The sequence below is a fragment of the Microbispora sp. ZYX-F-249 genome (assembly GCF_039649665.1).
Lineage (GTDB): Bacteria > Actinomycetota > Actinomycetes > Streptosporangiales > Streptosporangiaceae > Microbispora > Microbispora maris.
Genome location: NZ_JBDJAW010000015.1, coordinates 113,302 through 129,357 on the forward strand (window position 1 = coordinate 113,302; position 16,056 = coordinate 129,357).

Sequence of the window (16,056 nt, forward strand, 5' to 3'; positions counted from 1 at the left end):
CCGGGCCGGGGCGGTCAGGAGAAGGCGCCGGGGACGATCAGGCCGGTCTCGTAGGCGAGCACGACGGCCTGGACCCGGTCGCGCAGCCCCAGCTTGGTCAGCACGTTGCCGACGTGGGTCTTCACGGTCGTCTCGCTGACCACGAGCTGGGCGGCGATCTCGGCGTTCGACATGCCCTTCGCGATCAGGCGCAGCACTTCGAGCTCGCGCTCGGTGAGCCGGTCGAGCCGCGCCGGGGTGGCCTGCTGGTGCGCGGAGGGCAGCCGGGTGGCGAACCTGTCCAGCAACCGCCGGGTGACGCTCGGCGCCACGATCGCGTCGCCCGCCGCCACCACGCGGATCGCCTGGACCAGCTCGTCCGGCGGCACGTCCTTGAGGAGGAACCCGCTCGCGCCCGCGCGCAGCGCCTCCACGATGTACTCGTCCAGGTCGAACGTGGTCAGCACGAGCACCTTCGGCACGTGGGCGCTCGGCGCGGCCTCCCGCACGATGCGGCGGGTCGCCTCGATGCCGTCGGTGCCGGGCATGCGGATGTCCATGAGCACCACGTCGGGCAGCAGGGCCCGGGACTGCTCCATGGCCACCGCGCCGTCGCCCGCCTCGCCCACGACGGTGACGTCCGGCTCCGCCTCCAGGATGAAGCGGAACCCGGTGCGCAGCAGCGGCTGGTCGTCGACCAGCAACACCCGGATCGTCATGATGCGGCCGTCCCGGGGGAGGCGGGCCGCCGGGCGGAGGGGGACACCCTGATCGTCATGCTCTGTCCTCGAGGGGGCTCTGCTTGAGCGGGCTGTGGTCGAGCGGGCTGTGGTTGAGGGGACTGTGGTTGAGGGGACTGTCACCGAGGGGCCTGTTGCCCAAGGGGAAATGGGCGCGGACCTCGAATCCGCCTCCGGTGCGGGGACCGATCCGCAGGACACCACCATAGAGTGCGACGCGCTCGCGGATGCCCACCAGCCCGTGGCCCTTGCCCCCGATCCGCAGCGACTCCTCCGCCGCGCCGCGCCCGTCGTCCTCCACGTTGATGCTCAGCTCGTCCGGCTCGTGCCGTACGGTGACCCAGGCGCGGGCGGAGGGCCCGGCGTGGCGCAGGCTGTTGGTCAGGGCCTCCTGCACGAGCCGGTAGGCGGCGAGGTCGACTCCGGGCGGCAGGCCGCGCCGCTCGCCCTCGATCCACAGCTGGGTCCGCAGGCCCGCCTCGCGCATCTGCTCCACCAGCGCCGGCAGGTCCTGCATGCCCGGCTGCGGCCCGCGCTCGGCCGGGCCGTCGGTGCGCAGCACGCCGACGATGCTGCGCATCTCCGCCATCGCCGTGCGGCCCATCTCCTCGATGGCGGTGAGGGCGTCCCGCGCGACGTCGGGCTTGGTGTCGAGCATCTTGCGGGCGGCGGCGGCCTGGACCGTCATCACGCTGACGTGGTGGGCCACGACGTCGTGCAGCTCCCGCGCGATGCGGGAGCGCTCCTCCGCCCGGGCGGCCCTGGTGTCGGCCTCCCGCGCCCGCTCCAGCCGATCGGCCCGCTGGACCAGCTCCGAGAGGTAGGCGCGGCGCAGCCGCAGCGCCCGGCCGCACACCCAGCACAGCAGCAGGACGGCGATGACCACGACGTGGTCGGTCCAGGACGGGGTGATGATCCCGGTGAGGGCGCTCGCGAGGTAGGAGCAGAAGGAGACGAGGAGGGCCGCCGCGCTCAGCGTCAGCCCCCGGTAGGCGGCGACCGAGTAGAGCAGGACGAGGCCGCCGAACTCGCTCAGCCCGGGATCGTAGTGGAGCGCGTCCAGCACCGCCTGGGGGACGCAGGTGGCCACCAGCAGCACGAAGGGCCGGTCACGGCGCAGAGCCACCGGCAGCGTGCAGGCCGCCGCCAGGATCAGGTTCAGCGCGTCCGCCGGGCGCGGCGGCGCGGACCGCAGCCAGCCGGCATCCCCGGCCGAGACGATCCACCACAGGGACGCGGTCGTCAGCACCACCGCGAGGATCGAGTCGGAGACCAGGGAATGGGCCCGAAGCCAGGACCGCGTACTGCCGGGGGTGGTGCGCACGTACCAAATCTAGGCGGTCACCGCCCGCGTCCACCCTGCCCGGGACGGATATGCGCATCCTCCCCGCGGATGAGTCCGCTCACAGCTCGTCGCTGGCCGACCTTCTGCTGACGCGGGCGGACAGCCCGGGCTCGCGGTCGGGCACGGGCGGCGGGGTGCCGCCGAACTCCGGGCACAGCGCCTGGTGGTCGCACCAGTCGCACAGGCGCGAGCGGCGGGCGCGCCACTCCTTGGTGCGCACGGCGCGCTCGATGGCCGCCCACAGCGCCTCGACCTTGCGCTCGGTCGCCCGCAGGTCCGCCTCGTCCGGGACGTAGCGGACGATCTCGCCGTTCCCCAGGTACATGAGCTGGAGCATCCGGGGGACCTGGCCGCTGCGCCGCCACAGCGCGAGCGCGTAGAACTTCATCTGGAACAGCGCCTTGGCCTCCCACTCGCGCCCCGGCGCCGTTCCCGTCTTGTAGTCCACGACCCGCACCTCGCCGGTCGGGGCCACGTCGAGACGGTCGATGTAGCCGCGCAGCAGCAGCCCGCTCTCGAGCACGACCTCGACGTACATCTCACGCTCGGCGGGCTCCAGCCGCTGGGGATCCTCCAGCGTGAAGTAGCGCTCGACCATGCCGCGCGCCTGCGTCAGCCAGGCGTCCCGCTCACCGTCGTCCTCGAACAGCCCCGCGTAGTCGGGCTCCTCGGAGAGCAGCCGCCGCCACTGGGGCTCGAGCAGATCCTGCGCGGCGGCGACCGTGCGCGCCTCCGCGGGCAGGTCGTAGAGCCGCTCCAGCACCGCGTGAACGAGCGTGCCCCTGACCGCGGCGGCCGAGGGCCGCTCGGGGAGCTGGTCGATCACCCTGAACCGGTAGAGCAGGGGGCAGGTCATGAAGTCACCGGCCCGGGAGGGGGAAAGCGCCCCGATGACGGCGCGCTCTTCGGCGAGGGTCATGCCCGAACTGTAGGACACCGGGCCGACAGAACGCGCCCGCTCGCCCCCGCTCGCCCCGGGTGGCCGATCGCACGGTGCGCGACGGGCGGGCGAGCTCTTAGGCTGATCTCACGCTCCGGCACGTAGCATCGAGGGGCGCGGGAGGGGAAGGCGGCCACATGAGCACACCTGTCAAGGAGTCCAGCGGACTGCGGATGGGACGGCCGTTCGGCATCCCCGTCTACGTCTCGCCCACCTGGCTCATCGTGGCGGCGTTCATCACGATCAGCTTCCAGCCGCAGTTCGCCGACATGCTGCCGGGCTTCAGCGAGACCGCGGCGTACGCCGTCGCGCTGGCCTTCGCCGTCCTGCTGTACGTCTCCGTGCTGCTGCACGAGCTGGCGCACTGCGTCGTGGCCAAGCACTACGGCCTGCCGGTGCGCCGGATCACCCTCTACATGCTCGGCGGCGTCTCGGAGATCGAGCGCGAGCCCGAGACGGCGGGCCGCGAGTTCGCCGTCGCCTTCGCCGGGCCGCTGCTGTCGCTGGGGCTGGCCGGGATCGGGGCGCTGGCGGAGGCGTTCGTCGTGCCGCCGGGCGGCCTGGCGCAGGTGCTCGTCTGGCAGCTGTGGCTGTCCAACCTGATCGTCGGCCTGTTCAACCTGCTGCCGGGGCTGCCGCTCGACGGCGGCCGGATGCTGCGGGCCGCCGTGTGGAAGGTCAGGCGCGACTCGGGCACGGGCACGCTGGTCGCCGCGTGGGTCGGCCGGGGCGTGGCGGTGGCGGTGGTCGTGGTGCCGCTCCTGATGAACCTGATGGCCGGGCAGGAGCCCGGTATCGGCAGCATGCTCTGGACCGTGGTGCTGGCGTCGTTCATCTGGTTCGGCGCGTCCCAGTCGCTGCGGGTGGCCCGCGTGCGGGCCAGGCTGCCACAGCTGCGGGCCCGGGCGCTGGCCCGCCGGGCGATCCCGGTCACCGCCGAGGTGCCGCTGTCGGAGGGCCTGCGCCGGGCCCAGGAGGCCGGGGCCGGGGCCATGGTGGTGGTCGGACACGACGGGCGTCCTGTCGGCATCGTCAACGAGGCCGCGGTCAACGCCACTCCCGAGCACCGCAGGCCGTGGGTGAACGTGGGCGCCCTGTCGCGCGCCCTGGAGCCCTCGCTCGTGCTCGGCGCCGACCTGGAGGGGGAGTCCCTGCTCGACGCCATGCGGGACACCCCGGCGCCGGAGTACCTGCTCGTCGAGAGGGGCGGGGAGATATACGGCGTGCTCGCCACCGCCGACGTCAACCGCATGTTCACCGGTGTGTGAGCGCGGCCCGGGGAACGGCCTCCCCGCCGGAGACTGGGTGCTGATCGAAGCCGGGGCCGGGCGCCGTCCGGTCGCCCGTCGCGCGCTCCCGCAGGCCGGTTCGCCGTTCTTTTTTGCTACTTTCTGGGGTGATCGATCCGGCACATGGCGTGCCGGCGATGGTGCCGGTCATCCGGTGGCGTTTCCGGAGGGAGAACTTCTGTGACGGAACAGGGCGTGGGGGTGGTCCGCCCGCTGCCGGGGGAGGGCGTGGTCGCCCATCTGAACGGTTTGCTGCTCGTGTGCGCCACCGGCGGCGACCAGCCGGTCGAGGACCTGATCGGCGCGCTGAGCGAGACCGCCACGACGGGCGGCGACGGCCGGGCGCTGGCCCGCCGGGTGGCCCAGATCCTGGCGCGCGCCATGGACAGGTCGATCGGCGGGGAGCCGGTGGCCTGCGCGGTCGCCGGACCCGCTGGGGGCGGGGTGGCCGTGCTGGTCAGCGGGGCCGCGTACGCCACCGTGTCGGGGCCCGACGGCGAGGTCCGCCTCGCCGGGCACGACGCGCTGACCTGGACCGACCGTCTCGTCAACGGCCCGGTGTCCCGGGTCGAGCTGCGCCTGCCCGGAGCGGGCCCGTCGAGCCCGTACGCCCGGCTGGACGGCGGTGTGGTGACCGGAGCCGGGCTGGAGTGCGACTTCGCCCGGCAGGGCGATCTCGCCTTCCCGCCGCTGCCCCCGCGGCCGCCGCAGCACCAGGGACAGCAGCCCGGCGTGCAGGCGCCGCCCGTCGCGGCTCCCGAGCCGATCGCCCCGCGCGGACCCGTGGTGCCGTCGTCGGTGCCGTCGTCCGTGCCGCCGCCGCCCGCGTCGCCGTTCCCGTCCGGCCCGCTGCCCGGCGGGGGGCCGTCGGCCGAGGCGCCGCCGGGAGCGTCCCAGCCGCTCGCGCCGCCGCCCGTCCAGCCGCCGTCCCACGTCTCCCAGCCGCTGCCGCCGTTGCCGCCCCCCCTCCCCGATCCCGGGCCCGCGCATCAGTCCGGGCCGCAGCCGCTGCCCCCGCTGCCCGAGCCCGCCGAGGACCGGGGCGGGCCGCACGACCTGGGAGCGTCCCACGATCCGGGCGGGCCGCACGACTTCGGCGGGCCGCATGACTTCGGCGGGCCGGACGGCGCGCCGAGCGGGCCGTTCGAGCCGGCGCCGCACGCGTCCGCCGACGAGGACCAGGGCGAGCCCACCCAGATGGACTCGACGCCCGAGCCGGAGCCGCGGCCGATGGTCTACGGCGTCGACTGCAAGAACGACCACTTCAACGACCCGCGTGCGCCGTACTGCGCGGTCTGCGGCATCCCCATCGACCAGCGGGCGGTGGTGCCGTACAAGGGGCCCCGGCCGCAGCTCGGGGTGCTGCTGCTCGACGACGGCATGGCGCTGCCGCTGGAGGCCGACTACCTGCTGGGCCGCGACCCCGAGCGCGCGCCGGAGGTGCAGTCGGGCGAGGCCAGGCCGGCCAGGGTCACCAGCCCCGACGGCTCGGTGTCGCGCCGTCACCTGCGGGTCTTCCTGGACAGCTGGGACGTCAACCTGCTCGACCTGGGCTCGGTGAACGGCACCCAGATCCAGCCGCCCGGCGACCCCAACTTCTACGACATCCCGCCGAACGAGCCGGTGCCGATCCTGCCCGGCACGACCGTGCGGGTCGGCGTCTCGCGCACGATGCGGTACGAGGCCCACCGCAACGCCTGACCCGTGCGACCCGCCGGGGGCCTGGCCGGCTCCCGGCGGAGGTCAGGCGCGCAGGCGCTCGATCTCGCCCATGATGAGCCGTTCCAGCCGCTCACCGGTGACATGCGACGGATAGAGCAGCCGGTGCACGCTCAGCCCGTCCACCAGCGCGAGCAGCCGCTCCGCGACGTCCTCCAGGTCCTCGTCCGTGCGGATCTCACCGGCCTCGGCGGCGGACCTGAGCAGGCTCGTCACCAGATAGCGGAGCTCGGCGGCCTCCCGCCGCTGGACCTCGAGCAGCGCGGGGCTGGTCAGGCTGCGCCCCCAGAAGCCCACCTCCAGGCCGGTCTCCCCGGCCCGCTCCTCGTCCAGCGGCACGTTGTCGAGCAGCAGCTCCCGCAGCGCCGCCAGGCCGGTGCGGCCCGGCAGCTTCTCCCGCAGCCGGTCGGCGATCCGGCGATGGGACGCCTCCAGGGCCGACAGCAGGATCTCGTCCTTGTCGGCGAAGTAGTGCGTGAGCACCCCGTTGGAGTAGCCGGCCTCCTTGGCGATGGCCCGCGTGGTCGCGGCCTCGATGCCCTCGCGCAGGATGATCCGGCGGGCCGCCGCGACGACCTCGCCCCTGCGCTCCTCGTGATTGACGATCTTCGGCATGGTGCACCACCTCGGTTGACATTTTAGTCGGGCGCCCGTCTATTATCCGCTCATGACGGTAGTGACGGTCGGCGTGCATATCGTCGACGTCCTGGCCCGCCCGGTCGAGTCCATCCCGGCCGGTCAGGACACCCACCTGCTGGAGCAGATCCGCATCACCGCGGCAGGCGCCGCCGCGGGCACGGCCGTGGCCCTGGCGAAGATCGGCGTGCCGGTCGCCTCCATGGGCGCCGTCGGCGACGACGAGCTCGGCGACTTCCTCCTGATGATCATGGCGCGGCACGGCGTCGACGTGGACGGCGTGGTGCGCAGGGCGGGGGAGCAGACGGCGGCCTCGATCCTGCCCATCCGGCCCGACGGCGGCCGGCCCTCGTTCCACGTGCCCGGGGCCAACCTCGGGCTGGCGACCGCCGACCTCGACGCCGATCGTCTGACCGGCGCGAAGGTGGTGCACCTCGGCGGCATGGACGTCACCTGGGGCCTGCACGACCCCGCCTTCCACGCGCTGCTCGACAAGGCCCGCGAGGGCGGCACGACCGTCACGCTGGACCTGCTGTCGAACATGCCCGACCTCATGCCCGGCGTCCGCGCGTTCCTGCCCCACGTCGACTACCTCCTGCCGAACGAGGAGCAGGCGCTCATGCTCAGCGGGGCGCCGACGCCGGAGGAGGCCGCGGCCGCGCTGCTCGCCGAGGGCCCGAAGGGCGTGATCGTCACCCTGGGGGCCGCGGGCAGCCTCGTCGCCACCGCCGGCGGAGTCACCCGCGTGCCCGCCCTGGACGTGCCGGTGGTCGACACCACGGGCTGCGGCGACGCGTACTGCGCCGGCTTCGCCGCCGGACTGCTGCGCGGCGAGGACGTCCTCGGCGCCGCCCGCCTCGGCACGGCCGTCGCCGCACGGGTCGCCGGCGGGCTCGGCTCCGACGCTGGCCTGGACGGCTTCGTCCCCGGCGACCCCGCTCCCGGCGCCTGACCCCGGCTCGACCTCTCCCGATTCCCCGATCTCAGGAGTGCCGCCCATGTCCGTCGACGCATCCCTGCGGGCCCGTGCCGCCAAGGTCATCCCCGGCGGCATGTACGGCCACCTCAACGCGGCCCTGCACGGGGACCGCTACCCCCAGTTCTTCGTCCGCGCCGAAGGCGCCCGTCAGTGGGACGCCGACGGCCGTGAGTACGTCGACCTCATGTGCAGCTGGGGCCCGATGATCGTCGGCCACCGCAACCCGAGGGTGGAGGCCGCCGCCGCGGCCCAGCAGGCGGGCGGCGACTGCCTGAACGGCCCCGGCCCGGTCATGGTGGAGCTCGCCGAGCTCCTGGTGGACCTCATCCCCTCCGCCGACTGGGCCATGTTCTCCAAGAACGGCACCGACGCCACCACCCAGGCCCTGATGGTGGCCAGGGCGGCGACGGGCAGGACCAAGGCGCTGGTCGCCCACGGCGCCTACCACGGCGCCGACCCCTGGTGCACGCCCGGCCTGTCGGGGGTCACCCCCAACCAGCGGGCGGACACGATCGAGTTCACCTACAACGACCTCGCGAGCGCCGAGGCCGCCGCGGCACAGGCGGACGGCGACGTCGCCGCCATCCTGGTCACGCCGTTCAAGCACGACTCGTTCGAGGACCAGGAGCCCGCCGACGCCGAGTTCGCCCGGGGCGTGCGGGCACTGGCCGACCGTCTCGGCGCCGCCCTGGTCATCGACGACGTACGCGCCGGGTGGCGGCTGGACCTGCGCGGCTCGTGGGAGCCGTTCGGCGTGCGCCCCGACCTGACGGCCTGGAGCAAGGCGATGGCCAACGGCTTCCCCATCGCGGCGGTCACCGGGACCGACGCGCTGCGCGGGGCGGCCCAGACGCTGTACTCGACCGGCTCCTTCTGGTTCTCCGCGACGGCCATGGCCGCCGCCAAGGCGACGATCGAGATCCTGCGTGAGATCGACGGCCCCGCGCTCATGCACCGGGCCGGGACCCGGCTGCGCGAGGGGCTCGCCGCCCAGGCGGCCGCACACGGCTTCGTGGTCCGCCAGACCGGCCCGGTGCAGGTGCCGTGGCTGTCCTTCGACGGCGACGACACGCTGGAGAAGGGCATCGCCTGGGCCGGTGCCTGCCTGGAGGAGGGGGTCTACCTCCATCCCTGGCACAACTGGTTCCTTTCGGCCGCGCACACGGACGAGGAGATCGACCGGGCCCTCCAGGGGACCGACGCCGCCTTCGCCAAGCTGAGGGCGGCGTACGGAGCCGACTGAGAGGGCGGCCGGCGCCGGCGTGGCCGGAACGCCCACCAGGGCGTGCCGTGCCGCGGACGGCCCGCGCTCGGGCACCGGGTTCCGGGCGGTGCCCGAGCGCGGCAGGTCCGTTCCGCCCAGAAACCTCAGGGGCGTGTCCTGGCCCACTGGACGTCGTCCAGGCGGGTGTCTCCCGGTCCGGGCAGCAGCCCCTTCACCAAGTGCTCCCTGGTGAATCCCGCCCGTTCGAGCACCCGGTGCGAGGCCGTGTTGCCCGGCGTGGTCCCGGCGACGATCCGGCGCAGGGGCGTGTGCGCGAACGCCCACTCCGCCAGCAGGTTCACCGCCCGCGTCACCATGCCCCTGCCGCGGTACTCCGGACGGAGGCTGTAGCCGAGCATCGCCTGGCCGAGCGGCGGGACGATGCCGGTGAGCTGGACGTCGCCGGCGAACTCGCCGGTGCGGGCGTCCCTGATGGCGATGTCGGCCCGCTGGCCGGTCAGCCACAGGTGCCCGGCGTACCGGCAGACGGCCTCGCTGCCGGCGTACGACGGCTCCACCGGCGGCACGTGCGAGTCCCGCACGTCGGGCACGCACGCCAGCGCGAAGTAGTCGGCGGCGTCGGCGGCGGTCAGCGGCGTGAGCCGGACGACCCCGTCGGTGAGCGAGCCGCCGGGGAACCCCCCTGGAAAGAACGGGAGGAAGGGCGTGATCGGGTCGCCCGGGTCGGAGGCGAGCCGCCCGAACACCGCCAGATCCGTGCGGGCCTCCCCGCGGACCGAGCCGGCCGCGCGCAGCACGCCCTCGTGGGAGAACCCGCACCGTTGGGCGACCTGCTGGCTCGGGATGTTGTCGACCTCGGCGATCAGCCCGATGCGGGGAACACCCCGGGCGAAGGCCCGCTCGGCGAGCGCCCGCACGGCGGCGGTGGCGACGCCGCGGCCCCGCGCCCACGGGGCGAGCCAGTAGCCCACCTCGGTCACGCCGAACCGGTCCGGCGGCTTCAGCCCGGCCGTCCCGAGGACCTCGCCGGTCGCGGCGTCGGCGACGAGGAAGTCGGCTCCGCCGTTCTCCCAGGCGGCCGGGACGGCCTTGGTGATCCAGGCCAGTGCGTCGTCACGGGTGTACGGCGACGGGACGAAGGGGATGAAGCGCGCGATGTCGGGGTCGGAGCAGGCACGGGCGATCTGGTCGGCGTCCCCCTCGACCGGCAGGCGCAGAACGGCCGGTCCAGCGAGGATCGCCTCTTGGGGCAACATGTCCCATTGTTAGCAGCAGCGACGCCGCGGCGGCCAGTGTTTTCCCGCCCGGCGCCCCCTCCCGGCGGGCCGAAGGCCGGTGTGATGGGCACTAGCCTTTGCGCATGGGTTTTCGCAGGCACGGCCCGTTCCAGGCCGGAGATCAGGTCCAGCTCACCGACCCCAAGAACAAGCGGCACACGGTGACGCTGAAAGAGGGCGGCGTCTTCCACACGCACAAGGGGTCGATCCCGCACGACGACCTGATCGGGCAGCCCGAGGGGTCCGTGGTGCGGTCCTCGGGCGGCACGGCGTACCTGGCGTTCCGGCACCTGCTCGCCGACTACGCGGTCTCGATGCCGCGCGGCGCCGCGGTGGTCTACCCGAAGGACGCGGCCCAGATCGTCGCCATGGCCGACATCTTCCCCGGCGCCCGGGTGGTGGAGGCCGGCGTGGGGTCCGGCGCGCTCACCTGCTTCCTGCTGCGCGCGGTCGGCACGGAGGGGAAGGTGACCTCCTACGAGCGGCGCGCGGACTTCGCCGAGGTCGCCACGAAGAACGTGGAGAAGTTCTTCGGCGGCCCCGTGGGGCAGTGGCGCCTCGTGGTCGGAGACTTCGTCGACGCGCTCGACGAGGCTGACGTGGATCGCGTCATCCTGGACATGCTCGCTCCTTGGGAGTGCGTTGACGCGGCGGCGAAGTCCCTTACTCCCGGGGGAGTTATTTGCTGCTATGTTGCGACAACGACCCAATTGTCCAGAACGGTGGAAACCCTGCGGGAGCACGGGAGTTTCACCGAGCCTCACGCGTGGGAGACCCTGGTTCGCGACTGGCATGTCGAGGGCCTCGCGGTACGGCCCGATCACCGGATGGTCGGCCACACGGGGTTCCTCGTCACGGCCCGGCGCATGGCGGACGGCGTCACGCCCCCGCCGCGGCGCAGGCGCCCCGCCAAGGGGGCGTACGGAGAGGGGATCGAACAAGGGTGACGATTCGGCCACAACCCGGCAAAGCCACGTGACACGGGAACATTTGGGTGTGTTCCTAATGGTGACCCGAACAATCGGTCCATAAGGTATCAAACGCCGAACACCCAACGTAACTACACGAACACTGCCCGGCCAGGTTACGTACAGCGCCAAGATAGGTAGGGTCTTGAGTAGTCGTTCTCGACGGGGAAGGAGGTGACGGGGCGTGGCAGCTCGCGACGACGCTGAGGCTCGGGCCGCGCAGCGCGAACGGGAGGTCGCCGATCTCACAACACAGGTCTCCTTCCTGCAGGAGGAGATAACCGCGTTGCGCCGGAAGCTGGCCGAGTCTCCCCGGCAGGCCAGGGTCATCGAGGAGCGTCTCCACGAGGCGCAGGCACAGGTGGCCGCCCTCACAGGCCAGAACGAGCGTCTGGTCGCCACCCTCAAGGAGGCCAGAGACCAGATCGTCGCCCTCAAGGAGGAGGTCGACCGGCTGGCGCAGCCGCCGTCCGGATTCGGTGTCTTCCTCGAGGCGAGGGAAGACGGCACGATCGAGGTGTTCACCGGCGGGCGCAAGCTCCGGGTCAACGTCAGTCCGGCCGTGGACGTCGACTCGCTCAAGCGTGGCCAGGAGGTCATGCTCAACGAGGCGCTCAACGTCGTCGAGGCCCTCGGCTACGAGGACGTCGGCGAGATCGTGATGCTCAAGGAGTTGCTGGAGGAGGGCGAGCGCGCCCTCGTCATCTCGCACGCGGACGAGGAGCGGGTCGTCAAGCTCGCCCACTCGCTGCTGGACCAGCCGCTGCGGGCCGGCGACTCCCTCCTGCTCGAACCCCGCTCCAACTACGTCTACGAACGCATCCCCAAGTCCGAGGTCGAGGAGCTCGTCCTCGAAGAGGTCCCCGACATCTCCTACGAGGAGATCGGCGGCCTCAGCAGGCAGATCGAGCAGATCAGGGACGCCATCGAGCTGCCCTACCTGCACGCCGACCTGTTCCGCGAGCACAAGCTGCGCCCGCCGAAGGGCGTGCTGCTGTACGGCCCGCCCGGCTGCGGCAAGACGCTGATCGCGAAGGCCGTCGCCAACTCCCTGGCCAAGCAGGTCGCGGAGAAGACCGGCCAGTCCGGCAAGAGCTTCTTCCTCAACATCAAGGGTCCCGAGCTTCTCAACAAGTACGTCGGCGAGACCGAGCGGCACATCCGCCTGGTCTTCCAGCGGGCCCGTGAGAAGGCCTCCGAGGGCACCCCGGTGATCGTCTTCTTCGACGAGATGGACTCGATCTTCCGGACCCGCGGCTCGGGCGTCTCCTCCGACGTCGAGAACACCATCGTCCCCCAGCTCCTGTCGGAGATCGACGGTGTCGAGGGCCTGGAGAACGTCATCGTCATCGGCGCCTCCAACCGCGAGGACATGATCGACCCGGCGATCCTGCGGCCCGGCCGCCTGGACGTCAAGATCAAGATCGAGCGGCCGGACGCCGAGGCGGCCAAGGACATCTTCTCGAAGTACATCGTCAACGACCTGCCGCTGCACCCGGACGACCTCACCGAGCACGGTGACAGCCGCGAGGGCACGATCGCCGCGATGATCCAGCGGGTGGTCGAGCGGATGTACGCCGAGAGCGAGGAGAACCGCTTCCTCGAGGTCACCTACGCCAACGGCGACAAGGAAGTCCTGTACTTCAAGGACTTCAACTCCGGCGCCATGATCCAGAACATCGTGGACCGCGGCAAGAAGATGGCCATCAAGGAGTTCCTCGACACCGGGCAGAAGGGCCTGCGGATCTCGCACCTGCTGGCTGCCTGCGTGGACGAGTTCTCCGAGAACGAGGACCTGCCCAACACCACCAACCCCGACGACTGGGCCCGCATCTCCGGCAAGAAGGGCGAGCGGATCGTCTACATCCGCACGCTCGTCCAGGGCAAGCAGGGCACCGAGGCCGGACGGTCGATCGACACGGTCGCCAACACCGGTCAGTACCTGTAGCACCCCGGCACCCGGCCGGGCCGGTGCCATCCGAGGAGCGGCGCGATCCGATCGCGCCGCTCCTCCGGCTTTCCGGAAAGGCCGGTCGTCTCCGGTGACGATCGTGACCCGAGGGAACCGAAGCCGGGAGTGATCACGTCAAAGATGGCATGATCTTCCTTGGCTCGCGCGGGTGACTTCCGTGAGACAGTCCGTCAGGCAGCCCGTGCGGAGCGGCGCTCCGGTCCCGGCCGCGGTCCCGGCGCCGCGAGCGGCCGCACCGGCCGGGAGCCGCCGCCTGGTCGAGCTCGACGTCCTGCGCTTCGTGGCCGCCTTCGCCGTCATGGCCTTCCACTTCATGGCGGCCAGCAGGTCGCTGTGGGACGAGTTCCCCACCAAGCTGTTCGAGCCGGTCGCCCGGCTGACCACGCTGGGCATCCTCGGCGTGGAGCTGTTCTTCCTCATCAGCGGGTTCGTCATCCTGATGAGCGTCTGGGGGCACACGGTCGGCGAGTTCGCCGTCTCCCGGGTGTCCCGGCTGTACCCGGCGTACTGGTTCGCCGTGCTCGTGATCTTCATCATGTACCGCTTCAGCGGGGTCGCCGGTTTCGACCCCAAGCTCAGCGACGGCGAGTACCTGCTCAACCTGACCATGTTCCAGGGCGCGTTCGGCGTGGGCCACGCCGGCGGCGTCTTCTGGTCGCTGTGGGTGGAACTGCGGTTCTACGTCCTCGTGGCGCTGTTCTCCCTCGTCGGGATCACGCTGCGGCGCTGCCTGGTGTTCCTGGCGGCCTGGACCGGCCTGGCGCTGCTGGCCGAGTTCACCCAGAACGAGACGCTCGTCTTCGTCTTCATGCCGCGGCAGGCGCCGTACTTCATCGCGGGCATGGCCTTCTTCCTGATCCACCGCTTCGGGGTGCGCTCGGGGGCCCTGGTCCCGTGGCTGATGGTCGCCGCCGGCTACGGGATGTCCCTGCACGCCGCCATGGAGCGCGTGGGGGAGCGGGTGCGCCTGATCGGCATCGCCCGGTACCCGGCGCCCCCCGAGGCCGTCGTCGTCGCGATCACGCTCGTCTACCTCCTGATGGCCGCGGTCGCCCTCGGCTGGCTGCGGTGGGTGCGCTGGCGCCGCCTGGTCGCCCTGGGGGCTCTGACGTATCCGCTCTATCTTCTGCACCAGACGGTCTCGGCCGTCCTGATCCCCGCGTACCGGGACGTGGTGGATCCGTGGCTGCTCACCGGGATCACGATGGCGGTCTCGATCGGGCTCGCGTACCTGATCTACCGGCTGGTCGACAAGCCCGGTCAGCGATGGCTCCGGGCCAGGCTGGGGGCCCTGCTCGGCCGCTCCCGGAGGCCCCGCCGGGGCGGCGGCGGCCGTGCCTCCGGGACCGCGGCGACCATTCCGGTGCAAAGTCCCGAGGCATCTGTGCCGTAACTGTTCGGTAGCAGGGCATAGAGAAAGGGCTAGGCTCGGATATGACTACGACGGCCTGAAGCAGGCGGGGTGCGAATGACGGTTCGGCGGGTGATGGGCATCGAGACCGAGTACGGCATCGCCGTGCCCGGTCAACCGGGAGCGAACGCGATGGTGACCTCCTCACAGGTCGTCAACGCGTACCTGGCGGCGTCGGCCGCCCGGGCTCGCCGGGCCCGGTGGGACTTCGAGGAGGAGAACCCGCTCCGCGACGCCCGGGGGTTCGACCTGGCCCGTGAGGTGGCCGACCAGAGCCAGCTCACCGACGAGGACCTCGGGCTCGCCAACGTGATCCTCACCAACGGCGCGCGCCTGTACGTGGACCACGCCCACCCGGAGTACTCGACGCCCGAGTGCACCAACCCCCGGGCCGCGGTGATCTGGGACAAGGCGGGCGAGCGGGTGATGTACGACGCCGCCGTACGGGCGTCCTCCATGCCCGGCAACGCCCCCATCCAGCTGTACAAGAACAACACCGACGCCAAGGGCGCGTCGTACGGCTGCCACGAGAACTACCTCATGCGCCGGGCGACGCCGTTCGCCGACATCGTCAGGCACCTGACGCCGTTCTTCGTGTCGCGGCAGGTGGTGTGCGGCGCGGGCAAGGTCGGCATCGGCCAGGACTCGCGCACCGAGGGCTTCCAGATCAGCCAGCGGGCCGACTTCTTCGAGGTCGAGGTCGGGCTGGAGACCACGCTCAAGCGGCCCATCATCAACACCCGCGACGAGCCGCACGCCGACCCGGAGAAGTACCGGCGGCTGCACGTGATCATCGGCGACGCCAACATGTCGGAAATTTCGACATATTTGAAGCTCGGCACGACGGCTCTGGTGCTGGCGATGATCGAGGAGGGGTTCCTCACCATCGACCTGACCCCCGAGTCGCCGGTCGCGGCGCTGCGCGCGGTGTCCCACGACCCGACCTGCAAGTACGAGATCGCGCTGCGCAACGGGCGGAAGATGACCGCCGTGCAGCTGCAGATGGAATACCTGGAGCAGGCCCGCAAGTACGTCGAGGACCGCTTCGGCTCGGGCGTGGACGAGCTCACCAAGGACGTGCTCAACCGCTGGGAGTCGGTGCTCACCCGGCTCGCCGAGGACCCGATGCAGCTGTCCCGGGAGCTCGACTGGGTCGCCAAGCTGGAGATCCTGGAGGGCTACCGCACGCGCGACAACCTGCCCTGGAACCACCCCCGGCTGCAGCTGGTCGACCTGCAGTACTCCGACATCCGCCCCGACCGCGGCCTGTACAACCGGCTCGTCGCCAGGGGCCGGATGCAGCGCCTGGTGACCGACGAGGACATCGACCGCGCGGTGGAGACGCCGCCCACCGACACCCGGGCCTACTTCCGGGGCCGATGCCTGCGGCAGTACAGCGAGTCGGTCGCGGCCGCCTCCTGGGACTCGGTGATCTTCGACATCCCGGGCCGGGAGTCGCTCCAGCGCGTGCCGACCCTGGAGCCGCTGCGCGGCACCAAGGCGCACGTGGGCGACCTGCTCGACCGCTGCCGCACGGCCGCCGACCTCGTCGCCGCGCTCACCGGCGAGGGCTGAC

At 72.0% G+C, this 16,056-nt stretch carries 14 protein-coding genes; 9 read left to right on the forward strand and 5 right to left on the reverse strand.

Annotation, left to right across the window (positions count from 1 at the left end; translation table 11 throughout):
- Positions 1 to 14: 14 nt before the first annotated feature.
- From AAH991_RS19575 to AAH991_RS19585, 3 genes are all read right to left on the reverse strand, one after another.
- On the reverse strand, positions 15 to 698 hold the full coding sequence (locus AAH991_RS19575) for a response regulator (RefSeq protein ID WP_346227301.1): 684 nt from the start codon (positions 696 to 698) through the stop codon (positions 15 to 17).
- Between the two features lie 55 nt (positions 699 to 753).
- A complete protein-coding gene (locus AAH991_RS19580) occupies positions 754 to 2,043 on the reverse strand; it encodes a sensor histidine kinase (RefSeq protein ID WP_346227302.1) in 1,290 nt (429 codons plus the stop codon).
- 79 nt (positions 2,044 to 2,122) lie between these two features.
- On the reverse strand, positions 2,123 to 2,983 hold the full coding sequence (locus tag AAH991_RS19585) for a RecB family exonuclease (RefSeq protein WP_346227303.1): 861 nt from the start codon (positions 2,981 to 2,983) through the stop codon (positions 2,123 to 2,125).
- Positions 2,984 to 3,141: 158 nt separating this feature from the next.
- Here AAH991_RS19585 and AAH991_RS19590 point away from each other — a divergent pair, with 158 nt between their 5' ends.
- The 3 genes from AAH991_RS19590 to AAH991_RS19600 are packed head-to-tail and all read left to right on the forward strand — an operon-like array spanning position 3,142 to position 5,994.
- On the forward strand, positions 3,142 to 4,272 hold the full coding sequence (locus AAH991_RS19590) for a site-2 protease family protein (RefSeq protein ID WP_346227304.1): 1,131 nt from the start codon (positions 3,142 to 3,144) through the stop codon (positions 4,270 to 4,272).
- Between the two features lie 37 nt (positions 4,273 to 4,309).
- Complete coding sequence (locus tag AAH991_RS19595) at positions 4,310 to 4,477, forward strand: hypothetical protein (RefSeq protein WP_346227305.1); 168 nt, start codon at positions 4,310 to 4,312, stop codon at positions 4,475 to 4,477.
- On the forward strand, positions 4,474 to 5,994 hold the full coding sequence (locus AAH991_RS19600; RefSeq protein ID WP_346227306.1) for an FHA domain-containing protein: 1,521 nt from the start codon (positions 4,474 to 4,476) through the stop codon (positions 5,992 to 5,994). Before AAH991_RS19595 ends, AAH991_RS19600 begins: the two co-directional genes overlap by 4 nt.
- 42 nt (positions 5,995 to 6,036) lie before the next feature.
- Here the strand turns inward: AAH991_RS19600 and AAH991_RS19605 are convergent, their stop codons facing one another.
- Positions 6,037 to 6,627, reverse strand: coding sequence for a TetR/AcrR family transcriptional regulator (locus AAH991_RS19605; RefSeq protein WP_346227307.1), 591 nt, complete (start codon positions 6,625 to 6,627; stop codon positions 6,037 to 6,039).
- Between the two features lie 52 nt (positions 6,628 to 6,679).
- Here AAH991_RS19605 and AAH991_RS19610 point away from each other — a divergent pair, with 52 nt between their 5' ends.
- Both AAH991_RS19610 and AAH991_RS19615 read left to right on the forward strand, forming a co-directional pair.
- A complete protein-coding gene (locus AAH991_RS19610; protein ID WP_346227308.1) occupies positions 6,680 to 7,600 on the forward strand; it encodes a carbohydrate kinase family protein in 921 nt (306 codons plus the stop codon).
- A gap of 46 nt (positions 7,601 to 7,646) precedes the next feature.
- Positions 7,647 to 8,870 (forward strand): aminotransferase class III-fold pyridoxal phosphate-dependent enzyme, encoded by a 1,224-nt coding sequence (locus AAH991_RS19615; protein ID WP_346227309.1) that lies wholly within the window; start codon positions 7,647 to 7,649, stop codon positions 8,868 to 8,870.
- Between the two features lie 125 nt (positions 8,871 to 8,995).
- Here AAH991_RS19615 and AAH991_RS19620 read toward each other — a convergent pair whose 3' ends face one another.
- Complete coding sequence (locus tag AAH991_RS19620) at positions 8,996 to 10,108, reverse strand: GNAT family N-acetyltransferase (RefSeq protein ID WP_346227310.1); 1,113 nt, start codon at positions 10,106 to 10,108, stop codon at positions 8,996 to 8,998.
- Positions 10,109 to 10,212: 104 nt separating this feature from the next.
- On the opposite strand from AAH991_RS19620, the gene AAH991_RS19625 reads away from it, so the two are divergent.
- From AAH991_RS19625 to dop, 4 genes are all read left to right on the forward strand, one after another.
- Positions 10,213 to 11,076, forward strand: a complete 864-nt coding sequence (locus tag AAH991_RS19625) for a tRNA (adenine-N1)-methyltransferase (protein ID WP_346227311.1) — start codon at positions 10,213 to 10,215, stop codon at positions 11,074 to 11,076.
- A 205-nt stretch (positions 11,077 to 11,281) separates the two neighbouring features.
- Positions 11,282 to 13,045: a proteasome ATPase gene (gene arc / locus AAH991_RS19630; RefSeq protein ID WP_346227312.1), complete on the forward strand. Its 1,764-nt coding sequence runs from the start codon at positions 11,282 to 11,284 to the stop codon at positions 13,043 to 13,045.
- A 181-nt stretch (positions 13,046 to 13,226) separates the two neighbouring features.
- Positions 13,227 to 14,462, forward strand: coding sequence for an acyltransferase family protein (locus tag AAH991_RS19635; protein ID WP_346227313.1), 1,236 nt, complete (start codon positions 13,227 to 13,229; stop codon positions 14,460 to 14,462).
- Positions 14,463 to 14,537: 75 nt separating this feature from the next.
- Positions 14,538 to 16,055, forward strand: coding sequence for a depupylase/deamidase Dop (gene dop, locus AAH991_RS19640; protein WP_346227361.1), 1,518 nt, complete (start codon positions 14,538 to 14,540; stop codon positions 16,053 to 16,055).
- Position 16,056 lies beyond the last annotated feature (1 nt).

Coding starts and splice junctions, on each gene's coding strand:
- AAH991_RS19625 (WP_346227311.1), top strand. CDS start 10,213: ATGGGTTTTCGCAGGCACGGCCCGTTCCAGGCCGGAGATCAGGTCCAG.
- AAH991_RS19590 (WP_346227304.1), top strand. CDS start 3,142: ATGAGCACACCTGTCAAGGAGTCCAGCGGACTGCGGATGGGACGGCCG.
- AAH991_RS19620 (WP_346227310.1), bottom strand. CDS start 10,108: ATGTTGCCCCAAGAGGCGATCCTCGCTGGACCGGCCGTTCTGCGCCTG.
- AAH991_RS19605 (WP_346227307.1), bottom strand. CDS start 6,627: ATGCCGAAGATCGTCAATCACGAGGAGCGCAGGGGCGAGGTCGTCGCG.
- AAH991_RS19585 (WP_346227303.1), bottom strand. CDS start 2,983: ATGACCCTCGCCGAAGAGCGCGCCGTCATCGGGGCGCTTTCCCCCTCC.
- AAH991_RS19575 (WP_346227301.1), bottom strand. CDS start 698: ATGACGATCCGGGTGTTGCTGGTCGACGACCAGCCGCTGCTGCGCACC.
- dop (WP_346227361.1), top strand. CDS start 14,538: ATGACGGTTCGGCGGGTGATGGGCATCGAGACCGAGTACGGCATCGCC.
- AAH991_RS19610 (WP_346227308.1), top strand. CDS start 6,680: ATGACGGTAGTGACGGTCGGCGTGCATATCGTCGACGTCCTGGCCCGC.
- AAH991_RS19615 (WP_346227309.1), top strand. CDS start 7,647: ATGTCCGTCGACGCATCCCTGCGGGCCCGTGCCGCCAAGGTCATCCCC.